The organism is Methylobacterium sp. J-030, from assembly GCF_022829545.1.
Classification (GTDB): Bacteria; Pseudomonadota; Alphaproteobacteria; order Rhizobiales; family Beijerinckiaceae; genus Methylobacterium.
The window spans coordinates 1-15,233 of sequence record NZ_JAKSYM010000329.1; the positions used below are offsets into that span (position 1 = coordinate 1).

18 protein-coding genes and 1 pseudogene are annotated in these 15,233 nt (G+C 70.6%); 11 read left to right on the plus strand and 8 right to left on the minus strand.

From position 1 onward, the window contains the following. The coding region (locus MKK75_RS25710; RefSeq protein ID WP_244045337.1) for a MucR family transcriptional regulator at nt 1–213 on the minus strand (213 nt) is incomplete at its 3' end. Between the two features lie 339 nt (nt 214–552). Between MKK75_RS25710 and MKK75_RS25715 the strand changes: the two genes are divergently transcribed. The 5 genes from MKK75_RS25715 (at nt 553) to MKK75_RS25735 (ending at nt 2,115) form a co-directional block, all read left to right on the plus strand. Then, nucleotides 553–759 carry a hypothetical protein gene (locus MKK75_RS25715; RefSeq protein ID WP_244045338.1) on the plus strand — a complete coding sequence of 69 codons (207 nt, stop codon included), beginning with the start codon at nt 553–555 and terminating at the stop codon, nt 757–759. A gap of 34 nt (nt 760–793) precedes the next feature. Further along, on the plus strand, nt 794–979 hold the full coding sequence (locus MKK75_RS25720; protein ID WP_244045339.1) for a hypothetical protein: 186 nt from the start codon (nt 794–796) through the stop codon (nt 977–979). Between the two features lie 26 nt (nt 980–1,005). Then, nucleotides 1,006–1,260, plus strand: coding sequence for a hypothetical protein (locus MKK75_RS25725; protein WP_244045340.1), 255 nt, complete (start codon nt 1,006–1,008; stop codon nt 1,258–1,260). Nucleotides 1,261–1,391: 131 nt separating this feature from the next. Beyond that, the gene (locus tag MKK75_RS25730; protein WP_244045341.1) at nt 1,392–1,625 is read left to right on the plus strand and encodes a DUF6894 family protein; all 234 of its coding nucleotides are present in this window, start codon (nt 1,392–1,394) and stop codon (nt 1,623–1,625) included. A 61-nt stretch (nt 1,626–1,686) separates the two neighbouring features. Then, complete coding sequence (locus tag MKK75_RS25735; RefSeq protein WP_244045342.1) at nt 1,687–2,115, plus strand: hypothetical protein; 429 nt, start codon at nt 1,687–1,689, stop codon at nt 2,113–2,115. Between the two features lie 490 nt (nt 2,116–2,605). Here the strand turns inward: MKK75_RS25735 and thrS are convergent, their stop codons facing one another. After that, complete coding sequence (gene thrS / locus MKK75_RS25740) at nt 2,606–4,633, minus strand: threonine--tRNA ligase (RefSeq protein WP_244045343.1); 2,028 nt, start codon at nt 4,631–4,633, stop codon at nt 2,606–2,608. 141 nt (nt 4,634–4,774) lie between these two features. Next, nucleotides 4,775–6,154, minus strand: coding sequence for an RsmB/NOP family class I SAM-dependent RNA methyltransferase (locus MKK75_RS25745; protein ID WP_244045344.1), 1,380 nt, complete (start codon nt 6,152–6,154; stop codon nt 4,775–4,777). A gap of 55 nt (nt 6,155–6,209) precedes the next feature. On the opposite strand from MKK75_RS25745, the gene MKK75_RS25750 reads away from it, so the two are divergent. The 5 genes and pseudogenes from MKK75_RS25750 to MKK75_RS25770 all read left to right on the plus strand — a co-directional run bounded on the left by MKK75_RS25750 (nt 6,210) and on the right by MKK75_RS25770 (nt 7,680). After that, entirely contained in the window at nt 6,210–6,431 is a 222-nt protein-coding gene (locus MKK75_RS25750; protein WP_244045345.1) for a DUF1674 domain-containing protein, read from the plus strand. Nucleotides 6,432–6,491: 60 nt separating this feature from the next. Further along, the gene (locus MKK75_RS25755) at nt 6,492–6,800 is read left to right on the plus strand and encodes a cupin domain-containing protein (protein ID WP_244045346.1); all 309 of its coding nucleotides are present in this window, start codon (nt 6,492–6,494) and stop codon (nt 6,798–6,800) included. 81 nt (nt 6,801–6,881) lie between these two features. Then, nucleotides 6,882–7,004, plus strand: a pseudogene (locus MKK75_RS25760) (hypothetical protein); the annotation flags it as partial. Nucleotides 7,005–7,066: 62 nt separating this feature from the next. Next, nucleotides 7,067–7,237 (plus strand): hypothetical protein, encoded by a 171-nt coding sequence (locus MKK75_RS25765; protein ID WP_244045354.1) that lies wholly within the window; start codon nt 7,067–7,069, stop codon nt 7,235–7,237. Beyond that, nucleotides 7,234–7,680, plus strand: coding sequence for a HEPN domain-containing protein (locus MKK75_RS25770; protein ID WP_244045347.1), 447 nt, complete (start codon nt 7,234–7,236; stop codon nt 7,678–7,680). The genes MKK75_RS25765 and MKK75_RS25770 overlap by 4 nt, the downstream gene beginning before the upstream one ends. Here MKK75_RS25770 and MKK75_RS25775 read toward each other — a convergent pair. Both MKK75_RS25775 and bluB read right to left on the minus strand, forming a co-directional pair. After that, entirely contained in the window at nt 7,665–8,174 is a 510-nt protein-coding gene (locus MKK75_RS25775; protein WP_244045348.1) for a L,D-transpeptidase, read from the minus strand. The two genes, MKK75_RS25770 and MKK75_RS25775, sit on opposite strands and share 16 nt — an antisense overlap. Before the next feature lie 182 nt (nt 8,175–8,356). Next, the gene (gene bluB, locus MKK75_RS25780; RefSeq protein ID WP_409567610.1) at nt 8,357–9,022 is read right to left on the minus strand and encodes a 5,6-dimethylbenzimidazole synthase; all 666 of its coding nucleotides are present in this window, start codon (nt 9,020–9,022) and stop codon (nt 8,357–8,359) included. A gap of 338 nt (nt 9,023–9,360) precedes the next feature. On the opposite strand from bluB, the gene MKK75_RS25785 reads away from it, so the two are divergent. After that, nucleotides 9,361–9,735: a DUF2794 domain-containing protein gene (locus MKK75_RS25785; protein ID WP_244045349.1), complete on the plus strand. Its 375-nt coding sequence runs from the start codon at nt 9,361–9,363 to the stop codon at nt 9,733–9,735. Between the two features lie 174 nt (nt 9,736–9,909). On the opposite strand, the gene MKK75_RS25790 is transcribed toward MKK75_RS25785, so the two are convergent. From MKK75_RS25790 to MKK75_RS25800, 3 genes are all read right to left on the minus strand, one after another. Then, nucleotides 9,910–10,803: a dihydrodipicolinate synthase family protein gene (locus MKK75_RS25790; protein ID WP_244045353.1), complete on the minus strand. Its 894-nt coding sequence runs from the start codon at nt 10,801–10,803 to the stop codon at nt 9,910–9,912. A 95-nt stretch (nt 10,804–10,898) separates the two neighbouring features. After that, nucleotides 10,899–11,669, minus strand: coding sequence for a Bax inhibitor-1/YccA family protein (locus MKK75_RS25795; RefSeq protein ID WP_244045350.1), 771 nt, complete (start codon nt 11,667–11,669; stop codon nt 10,899–10,901). A 407-nt stretch (nt 11,670–12,076) separates the two neighbouring features. Continuing rightward, nucleotides 12,077–14,653, minus strand: a complete 2,577-nt coding sequence (locus MKK75_RS25800) for an ABC transporter permease (RefSeq protein WP_244045351.1) — start codon at nt 14,651–14,653, stop codon at nt 12,077–12,079. Nucleotides 14,654–15,233 lie beyond the last annotated feature (580 nt).

Here is a 15,233-nt window from a genome sequence, read left to right on the forward strand (position 1 = left end):
GGCGGCGCTGGGCCGGTCGATCTCGGCCTGCGCGGTCGCGCCGGTCTCTGCCGTCAGGGTACCGGAGGCGAGGCCGGAGACGGCCCCGTGCACCCGGGCGATCAGGGCAGGCAGCTCAGCGGCCGGGACGGGATTGTTCGATACGTAGGCAGCGACAATGTCGCCGGCCAACTCGATGAAGTTGGGGGTTGGCCCGGTGGTTTCTTCTGTCACTTCAAGGTTCCTAGTGTGCCCCTCACAAGTGATTTGCTACTTCTGCTCGCTGAATGCAAGTTACAAAATTGTTCATGAACCGGCTTCCGGTGCATGATTGGCATGCCTGCCACGGCCGGTGGGCGGGTATTTTCGGCAACCGTCGCACAGATCTTGGCTGTCGCGCCGCGGCTACGTGGTCGACTGCGCGAGTGTTTTTCCCAGGCTGCGAAACGATTCAGCGATCCACCTAGAGTTCAGGAATATCTGCTACCAAGAGCTTGAGGTATCCGAACGGCGATGCCGGCGGCGCGATGCGTCCGTGGTGACGTCGAGACCGCGATGTGGCATTGCGCCCCCATGCTCATGGTAGCCCTCCTCCTCGCCCTGCTCACCGTTCTGGTGATGATGATCGTCCTGCGGCGGTGGACCGGACGTCTGGCTTCGCTGGCGACGCTGATCGCAGGGGCAATCATGGCGCTCTGGCTGGCTGAGGTCGGGCTGCTCCCGGGTTCCAAGGGGCCTTTGACGGGTGAGCGTCCCCTCGTCCCCGGGCTCGACCGGTAACGGTCCGGTAAGCCTGTCGCGGCCAGCATGGCCGATGCCCACGCTCTCCGCCCCGCGCCTCCTGACCTTCCTCGTGTCGGCCGTCCTGATCGGCCTCGCCGTCGCCAGCCTGTACACGCGGATACCGATGGTGGGACGCACCGTCGTGGCGCACCGGCAATGGTTCTTCATCGGCGCCTACATCCTCCTGGCGCTCGGGGTGACGACGCGCAGTCTATGAGACGCCGTCCGCAGCAGGAGACCGGTATGGCCCTGAAGACCACCTTCGTGGTGCAACCGTTCGAGCTGCATCGCAACCGCCTGCGGCCCGCGCGTCAGGAGCCCGCGCAGAGCGAGTTCGGCGCCCTCAAGAAGGCGGAGGCGCTGGCCGCGCGCATGCCCGGCGCGGCGGCCCTCAAGGTCGTCGCCGACGACGAGACCGGCGAACTCGACAGCGTGGTGATCCTCGGCCAGTTCGGCGCCGTCCCGGACGATTTCGCCGAGAGCCTGCTCGGCGGTTGAACCCCGTCGCTGACAGGCACCCGCTTCTTTTCATGCGACACACGCAACGCATGTTTATAGTCGGGCCGAAACTACGTAGAAACAACGGATAATGATTCTTGCGGGCGAATGCGCTCGCTGAGCCAGAGCCCGTGCCCCGCTATTTCATCGACATCCATGACGGCACCAACCTCGTCCGCGACCATGAAGGTTTTGATGTCCCCGACCTGATCGCGGCGCGGGCGCAGGCGGTGCGGATGATGACCCGCATCGCCCAGGGCCTGTCGGATCCGCGGGAGCGGCAGGACTACGTCATCGCGGTGCGCGACGCGCAGGGCGTGGTCCGCCTGCGCCTGCGGCTCTCCTACGACATCGAGCAGGGCTGACGCCGGGATATCCCCCCGCCGCTTCGCGTTGATGCTCGGCGCGGGCAGTCGAGGGCAGCAGATGAGACGGGCGACAGGTACGATCGGATTCCTTGCGGCGGCGCTCGCGCTGATCTGCGCCCTCCCCCCGACGGTGCGGGCGCAGACGGCGCCGCCGCCCCCGGCGGGCTCCGCGACGGCGACGCCGGACAACGCCGTCCTGCTGACGGTCTTCCTGCGCCACGATCAGTCCCGCCCGCTCGCCGAGCTGAACGCGCAGCTCGCCCGGCAGGGCTTCTACAAGGCCTTCCCGCCGCCCGGGGTCGAGGTCGTCGCCTGGAACGTGGTCATGGGGATCGGGCAGATCGTCACCCTGCGGCTGCCCGCCAGCCGGCTCCGCGAGGTCAACCGCGTCCTCGAGGACACCGCCTGGGGCGCCTACCGCACCGAGTTCTACCCGACCTACGATTACAGGGCCGTCGGCCTCGCGGAGCACGAGAAGGTGCGCTGAGGGCCAGCGGCGGCTCAGCGCGGGCCGCCGTCGCTGTTGCGCTGGGTGCAGCGCCAGCCCGCCCAGCAGGACGGGACGTCGGCCGACGGCTCGAAGGCCGGGGCCGGTCTCGTCCTGCTGGCACGATCCGGAATCCTGATGGACGGTCTCGTAGGCGGTCTCGCTCCGCACGAGGATCACCGTGTGGTCCCGGGCGACGCGGGCCCGCAGGGCGGCGCAGGACAGGGCGCGCGTGTCGATCCGCTCCTGCGCCACGGCACCGCTCGCGACGGCGGCCAAGACGATGGCGCAGGCGAGGCGGGTCATGAATCCCTCCGGATGGTTCGGACCCGATACTGTAATCCCGTGTCGCGGATGTTTCCGGATGTCTCTGATCGACTGTCAGATTGCCGCGGCGGGCGGGTTCATTGATCTCCGTTCGAGAACGAGAATAACCGATCCTGCGGCACCCCCTTCCCCCGCAAGGGGGGAGGGCGACGCGCGGCGCCCCTCAGGGCGCGGGCTGCACCACATGATGCCCGTCGAGCACCGTGTCGCTGGTCGGGACCGTCTCGGCCACGGCCTCGGCCCGGCGGAGATCCGGCGCGGTCGCCTCCGCCACGAAGGCCGCCACCGCCTCGGTCAGCGGCAGCGTGCGGGTCTGCTGGCTGCCGAGCCGCCGGATCGAGACCGTCCGCTCCTCCGCCTCGCGCTTGCCCAGCGCCAGCAGCACCGGCACCTTGGCCAGCGAGTGCTCGCGGACCTTGTAGTTGATCTTCTCGTTGCGCAGATCCGCCTCGACCCGCAGGCCGGTCCGCTCCAGGGCGCGGATGACGTCCCGAGCGTACGGATCGGCCTCGCCGGTGATCGTCGCCACCACCACCTGCACCGGCGCGAGCCAGAGCGGGAAGTGCCCGGCGAAATGCTCGATCAGGATGCCGGTGAAGCGCTCCATCGAGCCGCAGATCGCCCGGTGGACCATGACGGGTGGCTTCCGGGCGCCGTCGGCGTCGATGTAGAAGGCGCCGAACCGCTCGGGCAGGTTGAAGTCCACCTGCGTGGTCCCGCATTGCCAGTCGCGGCCGATCGCGTCGCGCAGCACGTACTCGAATTTCGGCCCGTAGAAGGCGCCCTCCCCCGGGTTCACGGCGGTCCTGATCCGGCCGGCGGACTGTTCCTCGATCTGCGCCAGAACCCGGGTCATCACCGCCTCGGCGTGGTCCCAGAGCGCGTCGGAGCCGACGCGCTTCTCGGGCCGGGTCGAGAGCTTCACCACGATCTGGTCGAAGCCGAAATCCGCGTAGGTGGAGAGGATCAGGTCGTTGATCTTCAGGCACTCGTCGGCGAGCTGGTCCTCGGTACAGAACACGTGGGCGTCGTCCTGCGTGAAGCCGCGCACGCGCATCAGCCCGTGCATGGCGCCCGACGGCTCGTAGCGGTGCACGATGCCGAACTCGGCCATGCGGAGGGGCAGGTCGCGGTAGGACTTCAGCCCGTGCTTGAAGATCTGCACGTGGCCCGGGCAGTTCATCGGCTTGAGGGCGAACCAGCGCTTGTCCTCGGCCTCCTCGCCGGCCGATTGCGCGGCGAACATGTTCTCCCGGTACCAGCCCCAGTGGCCGGAGGTCTCCCACAGGGCCTTGTCGAGGATCTGCGGCGCGTTCACCTCGGCGTAGTCGCCCTTCAGGCGGCGGCGCATGTAGGCGATCAGCTCCTGGAAGATCGTCCAGCCCTTGGCGTGCCAGAACACGACGCCCGGCCCCTCTTCCTGGAAGTGGAACAGGTCCATCTCCCGGCCGAGCCGGCGGTGGTCCCGGCGCTCGGCCTCCTCCAGCCGGTGCAGGTAGCCGTCGAGATCGGCCTGCGCCGCCCAGGCGGTGCCGTAGATGCGGGTCAGCATCGGGTTGTTCGAATCACCCCGCCAGTAGGCGCCCGCGACCTTCATCAGCTTGAAGGCGGTGCCGACCTTGCCGGTCGAGGTCATGTGCGGGCCGCGGCAGAGGTCGAACCAGTCGCCCTGGCGGTAGATCTTCAGATCCTCGCCCGGCGGGATCGCATCGACCAACTCAACCTTGAATTTTTCGTCCTTGCCGGCGAACAGCGCCCGCACGTCCGCGCGCGTCCAGACTTCTTTCGTAAACGGTGCGTCGCGCGCGATGATTTCGCGCATCTTCGCCTCGATCTTCGGGAAATCCTCCGGCGTGAACGGGGTCTCGCGGTAGAAGTCGTAGTAGAAGCCGTTCTCGATCACCGGGCCGATCGTCACCTGCGTCTCCGGCCAGAGCGCCTGCACGGCCTCGGCGAGGACGTGGGCGCAATCGTGCCGGATCAGCTCCAGGCTGCGCGGGTCGGTGCGGTCGAGGAACTCGATTCGGGCGTCGCGCGCGATCGGGTCGTCGAGGTCGGCGACGGTGCCGTCGAGCGCCATGGCGACGGTGCGCTTGGCCAGCGACTTGGCGATGCCCTCGACCACGGTGCGGCCGGTGATGCCGGCGGCGATCTCCCGGGTGTTGCCGTCGGGGAAGGTGAGAATCGGCATGGTTCAGATGTCTCCGGGCTCAGTCCTGCATACGGGGCAGGTAAGCGGTTTCGAGAGAGCGGCCGTGTAGACCGATTTTTTGGGTGAGGGAACCGAGCGCGGCACATGGGTGCTGCGGGGCACCATGGCCCCGCTGGCCCGTCATCCCGCACGCTGCAGCCGGCTCGCGAAGAACCCGTCGAGCCCACCGCGCGCACCCGGAACGTCGGCGAGATGGCAGGGCAGCGTGCGCAGATCGCCGTTCGCGTCGATCATCTCAGCCGCGCCGCCGACCTCCTCGACTCGCACCGGCACGCGCGTGAACCGCGGATCGCGCTCCAGGAGGGCTGCGACCTGCGCCTCGCCCTCCTCCGGCTCCAGCGAGCAGGTGCAATAGACCAAGATTCCGCCCGGCCGCACCAGCCCGGCCGCGTGGTTGAGGAGCTTGCCCTGAAGCCCGGCGAGCCGGGCGATGTCGGCCTCCGCCTTGGTCCAGGCCACGTCCGGATGGCGCCGGATCGTGCCGGTGGCCGAGCAGGGCGCGTCGAGGAGTACCGCGTCGTGGTCCCGCCCCTCCAGCGCCAGCGCATCCCCGACCACGATCTCCACGTCGAAGCCCAGCCGCGCGACGTTCTCGTGCAGGCGCTCCAGCCGCGGCGCGGAACGGTCGACCGCGGTGACGCGCGCCCCCGTGGCGGCGAGCTGCAGGGTCTTGCCGCCGGGGGCGGCGCAGAGATCGAGCACGCGGGTGCCGGGCCCCGGCGCGAGCAGGCGGGCCGGGATCGCCGCGGCGGCGTCCTGCACCCACCACGCGCCGTCCGAAAAACCCGGCAGCTCGGGGATCGCCGGCCCGTTCTCCGGCAGGCGCAGGGAGCCGGTCGGCAGCACCACGGCGCCGAGCCGCTCGGCCCAGTCCGCCGGATCGCCCCGCGGGGTCAAGTCGATGGCGGCGCCCGCAAGATGCGCCCGCGCGATCGCCCCCGCGCGCTCCGGCCCGTAGGCGGCGCTCCAGCGGCGGACGAGCCAGTCCGGGGTGTTGGTGGCGAGCGCGTCGGCGCCCTCGGCCAGGATCGCGTCGCGCTCCCGGGCGATCCGGCGCAGCACCGCGTTGACGAGGCCGGCGAGATGGGCCGTCCGGTTGTCCCCCTTGGCGAGCCGCACCGCGAGATCGACGGCGGCGTGGTCGGGGACCGCGAGATCGAGGATCTGGGCCGTCGCGGTGGCCAGCAGCGCGGTGAGCTGGGGCTTGGCGGCCGGGAGCCCGCGCTCCAGCCGCTGGGCGAGGGCCGTGCGGATCTGCCCGTAGCGTCGGAACGTCGCGACCGCGATGGCCCGCGCCAGGGCGGCATCGGCCGGCGTCAGGGCCTCGGCGCGGACCGCCTGGGCGAGGGCCTCGTCCAGGGCGGGCGGGCGCTCCTGGCCGATCAGGGCCGCGACCGCCTGCTGCGCCGCCCGCCGGGCACCGAGGCCCGCCGCATCGGTGCCTGCGCTTTGCGGTGAAGTCTGAGTCCGCGTGTTGCGGCCGATGTCCCGCGATGCCACTTCTGCTCCGAGGCCGAATTCTCTCGACCCACGCCCTCACACCCGAGCGAGCGCGATGCAAGACCCGAATGGACAGGACCCGAACCCGGCCGGTGCCGCCCCCCGCCCGCTGAGCCCCGCGGCCGAGCGCGCGCTGGCCGAAGCGGCCGAGCGCCGCGCGGCGATCGACGCCCGCGCGGCCGAGATCAGCGCCGAGCCGGAGCGCCAGGGCCGCGGCGGCCTGGAGCCGGTGCGCTACGACGATTGGGAGGTGAAGGGCCTCGCGGTCGACTTCTGACGCCGGAACGCGGTGGCCCGAGGGCCGTTGCCCCTGCCTGACCGACAGGGAGAGCACGTGATGGCGACGAAGGTATCGGCTCGTGGTGCGGCCGAGGGTCCGCACGGGGAGATCACCCTGGCCCAGGGCGAGCGGCTCGGCCTGCGCATGTGGCGCGGCGAGGAGCCGAATTCCGACAAGCCGATGACCACCTCCCCCCACGAGACCGTGGGCTACGTGATCAGCGGCCGGGCGGAGCTTGTGGTGGATGGCGAGACGGTGGCGCTCGCGGCCGGCGATTCCTACTGCGTGCCGGCCGGGGCCGAGCACACCTACCGGATCCTGGAGACCTTCACGGCCGTCGAGGCGACCGCGCCGCCAGCCGGCTGAGCATCATTCCGAACCCGGTTCCGTCCTCTGGGATCGCATCCCAGTCCTGCACATCGCCGCGCAGTGCGGTATACTCTGCCCATGCGCAATCTGCCTGTTCAGGAGAGCCTTCCGCCGCCGCTCACAGCGGCGGTGGCGCGTCTTCAATCGATCGCGCCGGTGGAGCGCGTCATCCTGTTCGGCAGCCGCGCCCGCGGCGATCACGATCCGGGCAGTGACTGGGACCTCTGCGTCCTGCTCGATGACGACATCCCCCCGGCGTGTACATGCCGAGCGCGCTCTGGCAGGCCGTGCGCGACGTCGGCCTCGCCATCCAGATCACGCCGATGCGGCGCAGCATCTTCGAGACGCGCCGCACCGATATCAACGCTTTGGCGCATGATGTGGCGCAGGACGGCATTCTTCTCTTCGACAGGAAGGCGGACGCCGCGCGATGAGCGCGCAGGACGCCACCGCATGGATCAGGAAGGCGCGGCAGGATGCGCTCTCGGCGCGACGGCTGCATATCGATCCCCCTGAACCGGAGGACGCGGCGTTCCACGTCCACCAAGCGGCCGAAAAGGCCTTCAAGGCGATCCTCGTCGCGGCCGGGATCCGGTATCCACGCGGGAGGGGCGCCGGGCACGATCTGAATGCGCTCGCCGCGCTCATACCCGGCAGCGCGCAGGCGCAGGCGCACGTCCTCGCCGACCTGACACCCTGGGCGACCGCCTTCCGCTATCCGGCCGATGATCCCCATACGGCCGAGCCCGCGCCGGACAAGCCGGAGATCGAACGGAGGCTGGCGGCGGTCGAGGCCTTCATCGCGGCGCCGAGGCCCGCATCGCCGGCCCCTGACGCTATCCGCTCGCGCGTCGTCGGCCGTCAGTGCGTCATGTAGACCGGCGTGCCGACATCGACCCGGGCGTAGAGATCGACCACGTCCTGGTTGTACATCCGGATGCAGCCATAGGACGCGTAGGTGCCGACCGACCCCGGGCGGTTGGTGCCGTGAATCGCGTACTCGCCCCCCGCCAGCGTCATGGCCGCCGCGCCCATCGGGTTGTGCGGCGAGCCGCCCGCGATCAGGTTCGGCAGGCGCGGGTTGTCGCGCTTCACCTCGGCCGGGGGCGACCAGGCCGGCGCCACGTACTTGCCGTCGATCGGCTTGATGCCGAACCATTGCTTGCCGGGCTTGCCCACCGCCACGGGATAGCGGATCGCCGTCCCGTCGCCGTTCACCAGATAGAGCTTGCGCTGCGTCACGCTGATCACGATCGAGCCCGGCGCGACGCCGTTCTGAAACGGCACGATCTCCCGTGCCTGCGCGCCGCCGAAACATCCGGCCAGCATCGCGCCGGCCAAACCAAATAAAGCCGCCACTCGACCCGACATAACTCGTTCCTCGACAAACAAGAGTAACCGCGGGCCAGTAATCCACGGCCGAGCTTGTCGTTCCAGGGAAAGCTATGGTTGATACGTGGATGGCTCCTGAAACCCCTGATCACGGTAAAGCAGCAACGTAAATGCGCGGGCCAGGGGCTTCGGCACGGCGTCGGACCTTGCGGTGCGGCGGCTCAGCGTTCGAACAACCTGCGGCCGCGCGCGTCCTCGGCCTGCCAGCCGTGGCGCTCCAGTTCGGGATCGCGGTGCTCCTCCACCGGGTGGCCCACGCACAGGTAGGCGACGAGCCGCCACGTCTCGGGCACCGCCAGGATCGCCGTCACCGCCTCGGGTTCGAGGATCGAGACCCAGCCGACGCCGAGCCCCCGCGCCCGCGCCGCCAGCCAGAAGCACTGGATCGCCCCGACCACCGAATACGCCAGGGTCTCCGGCATGCTGGCCCGGCCGAGCCCGAGGCCTGTCTCGGTCGCCCCGTCGCAGAAGGCCGCGAGGTGGATCGGCGCCTCCCGCAGGCCGGCGAGCTTCAGCGACCGATAGCGCGCCGCCCGGTCGGCCTCGTAGCGTTCCGCCGCCGCCGCGTTGCAGCGGCCGAAGCTTTCGATGATGGCGGCGCGCCGGCCGGGATCCGAGACGCGCACGAAGCGCCAGGGCCGGCTGTTGCCGACCGAGGGCGCCCGATGGGCCGCCGCGAGGCACGCGTCGAGCTCGCCCGCATCGACCGGGTCGGTCCGGAACCGGCGCACGTCCCGGCGCCACGCGAACAGCGCGTCGAGATCCTGCAGGAAGGCGTCGTCGAAGGCGGGCGGCCCCATGGCTCCCCCATGATCGTCCCGTGGCATACAGGCATCCCGGCCCGGACCGGAACAGAAAAAAGGCCGCCCGGATGGGGCGGCCTGAAGTCTTGGGTCTCGAAACCTCGGAGTGCCGGGTCCTGGAATCCCGACCGGCGACCGATGGCTGGGGAGCTGGATCGCGGCGCCGGCCGGTCAGAGCCCGGCGAGGTTCGATGCCTGTTGTGCCGGTGCAACGCGGCCCGCAAAAGGCACGAATTGGGCGGAACGGTGTTTTTTGTCGCTTGGGTGTGTCTCGGACGACACAAATGCGCCCCGGCCCCACCCTTGCGGGCGGCCGCGGCGGGGGCCATCATCCGGCAAAGCGAGGATGCGCGGGAGTCAGGATGACCGAGAGGATGGGCGCTGGGCCGGGGCCCGACGAGGCGGCAGGCCATGTGATTCCCTTCCCGGCCCGAGCGGCGCCGCCCCAGATCGCCTTCAACAAGGACGAGCTGCGTGTGATCTTCAACCTCTACGGTCGGCAGGTCGCGGCGGGGGAGTGGCGCGATTACGCCCTCGACTTCAGGCGCGACAAGGCGGTGTTCTCGATCTACCGCCGCTCGTCCGAGATGCCGCTCTACCGGATCGAGAAGGATCCGCGGCTCGCCCGCCGCCAGGGCGCCTACGCGGTGATCGCCGCCAGCGGCCAGATCCTGAAGCGCGGCGCCGAACTCGCCCGGGTGATCGCGGTGCTGGAGCCGGCGCCCCGGGCGGTCTGAACCGGTTCCAGGCGATGACGTCGGTGTGGCCGTCCTTGCGAGCGGAGCGAAGCCATCCAGCGGCGCCACATCTCCCGGCGTCGCGCTGCCCTGCGTGACGTCGCCGCGCTCGCGATGATGCCGAGGGCAGCCTCGATCGCGGCGTTCAAACGGACACCGTGTGGCCGTTCGATCTCACGACAGGGACAGCCCCAGGAGCGTCCCGGCGATCTCGGCCTCGACCGCCGGCGGCAGCGGCCGGATCGGACGCGGCGGCTCGGCCCGGCACAGGCCCAGGATCCCGGCCAGCGCGTAGACCACCCGCAGGCTCGAATGGGCCTTGAACAGCGCCCAGAGCGGTTCGAGGGCCGCATCGAGCGCCCGGGCGCGGTCGGCGTCGCCCGCCTCGGCTGCCCGGACGATGGCGAGGCACGCCTGCGGAAACAGGCCTGCGGCCACGCTGAACCACGCGGCACCCCCGGCGATCAGGGCCTCGGCGGCGTTCCAGTCGCCGCTGAAGCCGATAGGGAAGTCGGCCGGTCCGGCGGACCGCAGCGCGGCGACCCCGGTCGCGGCGGCGTCCGGCGCCGGCGCCGGGCACTTGGCGGCGATCACGCCGGGCAGGCGCGCGATCCGGCCAATCAGCGCCGGCGAGAAGCGGAAATGCGTGGTCGCGGGGTTGTCGTAGATTACGAGCGGCAGGCCGCCCTCCCCGGCCACAGCCTCGAAATGCGTGACGACCTCGGCGTCGGTGAGCGGCGTGTAGGAGACCGGCGCGAGGAGACCCGCGGCCGCGCCGGCCGCCCGCGCGTCCCGGGCCAGACGGATCGCCTCGTCGGTGCGCAACGCGCCGATGCCGACCAGGAGTGGCGCCCGGCCGGATACGGTGTCGGCGGCGATCTCCACCGCGCGCCGCCGCTCGTCCCGGGACAGGTAGGCGTAGGTGCCGGTGCTGCCGAGCAGTCCGATCGAATCGACCCCGGCCGCCGCCAGCGGCTCGAGCAGCCGGCGCAGGGCATCGGCCTCGACGCGGCCGTCGGCGTCGCTCGGCGTGATCGGAAAGGCGGAGAGGCCGGTGATTCTCAGCATGGCGGCAGGGTAGCGCCAGCGCGCCGGCCGGTCAGGCAAAAAGAGACCCCGGCGGTCACCCGCCGGGGTCTCTTCGGTCACGCAGTCCGTCTCGCTTAGCGGCGGTCGCCGATCAGGCTCAGCAGGAACTGGAACATGTTGATGAAGTCGAGGTAGAGCGTCAGGGCGCCGTTGACCGACATCTTGGCCGCCATCTCACCATTGAAGCCGCCGTAGAGATACATCTCCTTCAGCTTCTGGGTGTCGTAGGCGGTCAGCCCCGCGAAGATCAGCACGCCCAGCACCGAGATGGCGAACTGGAGCGCCGACGAGGCGAAGAAGATGTTCACCAGCGAGGCGAGGACGATGCCGATCAGGCCCATCATCAGGAACGAGCCCATCCCCGACAGGCTGCGCTTCGTGGTGTAGCCCCACAGGCTCAGCGAGCCGAAGGCCGCCGCCGTAATGAAGAACACCTGCACCACGCTCGCGCCGGTGAAGACCAGCAGGAGCGAGGACATCGAGGCACCCATCACCGCCGCGAAGGCGAAGAACATCGTCCGCGCCGAGGAGGCTGACATCCGGTCCATCCGCATCGAGAAGATGAAGATGAACGCCAGCGGGGCGAGCATCAGCACCCACTTGAACGGGCTCTGATAGAGGGTCTGACCGAACGGGGTCAGGATCGGGCGCGTGCCCTGATAGGCCGCGACCGAGGCCATGTTCAGGCCGAGGGCGACGAGACCGGAGATCCCGAGCCCGACGACCATGTTGTTGTAGACGCCGAGCATGAAGGCCCGCAGGCCCTGGTCGACCTCGACCTGGGTGCCGGCGTAGCCGGTCGGCTGCTGGGTGCCGTACCGGAAGGGGCTGTTATCGAATGCCATGGGAGTTTCCTTGCGGAGGCTCTCTCAGCGTGGTGTTTCGGGCGAGGCCCACGCAGGACCTCTGGCGCCAGGCTGGCACCTCGGTCCGGAATATGTTGCGCGGGCGCCGCCAGCACAAGTGCCCGGCTACGGTTGCGGGGCCGGTTTTCCGTGTCCGGACGATGTATTTTTGTCCATCAGCGCAGGGATTAAAATGCATTCCGGCGCCGCGGCCGTCAGTTCGACTGGCGGTTGCCGGGATGGTGCCGGTTCAACGGCCGTGCGCGACATCTTAACAGCTTCCTCATGCGTCAGCCGGTCATGCGCCCCGTCTTTGCGAGCGGAGCGAAGCAACCCAGCGGCGCCACGCCTGCCGATGTCGCGCTGACCTGGGTCGCTTCGCTGCGCGATGTCGGCGAGGCCCGACGTCAGATCTGGCGCAGATACGGCGCCGGCTTCTGTCCCAGGATCCGCCATGTGCCCAGCAGCCCGAGCAGGATCGCAAGCGCCACCGCGGCGAGCGCCGCCGCCAGCGCCCCGGATAGGTCCAGCCGGAAGTCGAGGTGCATCACCTTGGCGACGATCACCCAGCCGGCGAGCGTGCCGGCCGCGAGGCCGAACAGGGCCGTGGCGAGGCCGAGCGCCGCGTACTCGATGGCGTAGGCCGAGAGCAGGCGGGACCGGCTCGCCCCCAGCACCTTGAGCACCACGGCATCGTAGAGCCGCGCCCGGTGGCCGGCCGCGATGGCGCCCGCCAGCACGAACAGGCTCGCCAGCACCGCCACCGCGCTCGCCCCGCGGATCGCCAGGACCAGCCGGCCGACGAGGTCGCCGATGGCATCGAGCGCGTCCTTCACCCGCACGGCACTCACCGACGGGAAGGTCTTGGCCACGTCCCGCAGGATGTGGTTCTCGGTCCCCGCATCGGTGCCACCGGGCAGCGTCAGCGTGGCGAGGTCCGAATGCGGCGCGCCGCGGAACGTGCCGGGCGAGAACACCATCACGAAGTTGATGCCGAGGTTGCGCCACTCCACCCGGCGCAGGTTGAAGATCGTCGCGGTGAGGTCGCGGCCGAGCACGTTCACCGTCACCGTGTCGCCGAGCTTCAGGCCGAGCTGGCGGGCGAGGTCGGCCTCGAAGGAGACGAGCGGCTTGGCGCCCTGCTCGGTGCTCCACCACGCCCCTTCGGTGAGGTTCGAGCCCTCCGGCACCGCGTCGGCGTAGGTGATGCCCCGGTCGCCGTCGAGCACCCAGGCGGCGTCCTCGGGCGGGCGAATCTTGCTCGCCGGCACGCCGTTCAGGGCGACGATCCGGCCGCGCATCATCGGCACGTCCTCGATTTTTCCGTTGGGCGCCGAGCGCGCCAGAAACGCCCGGAACTGGGCGGCGTCCCGCGAGGGGATATCCAGGAAGAAGAGGTTCGGCGCCCGGGCCGGCAGGCTCGCGCTGATCGTGCGGCGGACATTGGCGTCGATCAGGCTCAAGGTGACGAGGAGCGTCACGCCGAGGCCGAGCGACAGGACGATGGCCGGCGTCAGCGCGCCCGGCCGGTGGAGGTTGGCGAGCGCCATGCGCGGCGCCGGCCAGCGCGGATGCGGCAGGCGCCGGGCGAGCGCCATCAGGCCGAGCGCCACCCCATGCAGCAGGCCGAACGCGATGGCCGAGGCTGCGATGAAGATCAGCGCCACCCGCCGGTCGAAGGCGGTCGCCACCGACAGGCCGACCAGGGCCGCGAGGCTCAAGGCCAGCGCGATCCGGTAGCGCCAGCGCGGGCTCACCCGGGCGCGATCGACGGTATCGCGGAACAGGCCGGAGACCGGCACGTCGTGGGCGCGGCCGAGCGGCGTGATCGCGAACGCGAAGGCGGTGATCAGACCGTAGGCGGCGGCGAGCGCAAGCTCGCCCGGGGCCAGCGTCGGGTTGAGCGGCAGCGGCAGGTCGGCTGAGAACAGCGCGTCGAGCAGGAAGGGCAGGCTCGCCCCGATCGCGAGGCCGATCAGAGTGCCGAGGCCAGCGATCAGCATCACCTGCACGAGGTAGAGGCCCACCACCTGCGAGCCCGGCGCGCCGACGCTCTTGAGGGTCGCGATCGAGGGGCGCTTGCGCTCCACGAAGGCGTGGACGGCGTTGCCGACCCCGACCCCGCCGACGATCAGCGCGGTCAGCCCCACCAGGGTCAGGAACTGGGTGAACCGCTCGATGCTCTTGGCGAAGCGCGGATCGGCGTTGGTGCGCGCGCGGATCTCCCAGCCGGCCTCCGGGGTTGCCGCGCGGATCCGTTCGCGCGCGGCATCGAGCTCGGAATCCGGCGTGCCGGGGGGCAGGAGGATGCGGTAGCTCCAGCGGTTGAGGCTGCCGGGCTGGACGAGGCCGGTGGCGCGCAGCGTCGGCTCCGAGATCATCAGCCGCGGCCCGAAGCCGATGCCGCCCGCGATCTTGTCGGGCTCGGAGACGATGGTGCCGCGGATCTCGACCGGATGGCCGGCCAGCGTGATCCGGTCGCCGACCTTGACGGCGAGGCGGGTCAGCAGCGCCGGGTCGGCCAGCGCCCCCGGCACGCCGTCGCGATCCGACAGCAGATCGGCGGGGCGGCCCGGTGGGTCGGTCGTGAGTTCGCCCGCTTCCGGGTAGGTCGCGGGATCGACCGCCTTCAGCTCGACGAGGGCCGCGTCGCCGCCCGGCGCCACCGCCATGGCACGCAGAAAGGCGACGCTATCGACCCGGCCCTCGCGCGCCAGGGCCTGCCGCTCCGTGCCGGTCGCCTCGCGGTTGATGAGGTTGTAGGCGAGGTCGCCCCCGAGGATCCGCTGACCCTCCCGGCCGAGCCCGTCAGAGAGCGAGCGCGAGATCGACGCGACCCCCGCGATGGCGGCGACGCCCAGCGCGATGCAGGCCAGGAACACGCCGAAGCCGGAGAGGCCGGCGCGCAGCTCGCGCAAAGCGAGGCGCAGGGTGAGCGGGATGCGGCGGGGATTGGGCTGGGGACGGGAAATGGTACCGTGCATGGCGCTATACCGAGCCGAGATGCCGCGCACCCCCTCCCCCCTCTGCGGGGGAGGGTGGCCCCTGCGTCAGCAGGGGTCGGGAGAGGGGAGCGACGCGTCCGTAAAGATCGCGACCGTCATGAAGGCCAACGCCCTGTCCTGCACCGTCGCTCCCCTCTCCCGACCCGCTTCGCGGGCCACCCTCCCCCGCGGCGGGGGGAGGGAATGCGCACAGACCGTCGCGCTCGAATGTCGCCATCACGCTGCCCCCGCCTCCTAGATCCGCCCCGAGCGCAGCCGTACGGTGCGGTGCCACAGTTTCGCGAGGCAGTTGTCGTGAGTTGCCGGCCCCAGCTCTGCGCGGGGTCCGGCCGGCCGCGCGGGGGCGGGTGGTGATGGTCACGACCGGAAAGGGGCTGGCGGAGCTGTGCGCCCGCACGGAACGGCGGCTCTCGGGGGGGATGGGGGAGGCGGTGACAGCGTGATGGCGGCATTCGAGCGCGACGGTCTGAGCGCATTCCCGCCCCCGCAGAGGGGGGAGGGGGTGCGCGGCATCTCGGCTCGGTATAGCGCCATGCACGGTACCATTTCCCGTCCCCAG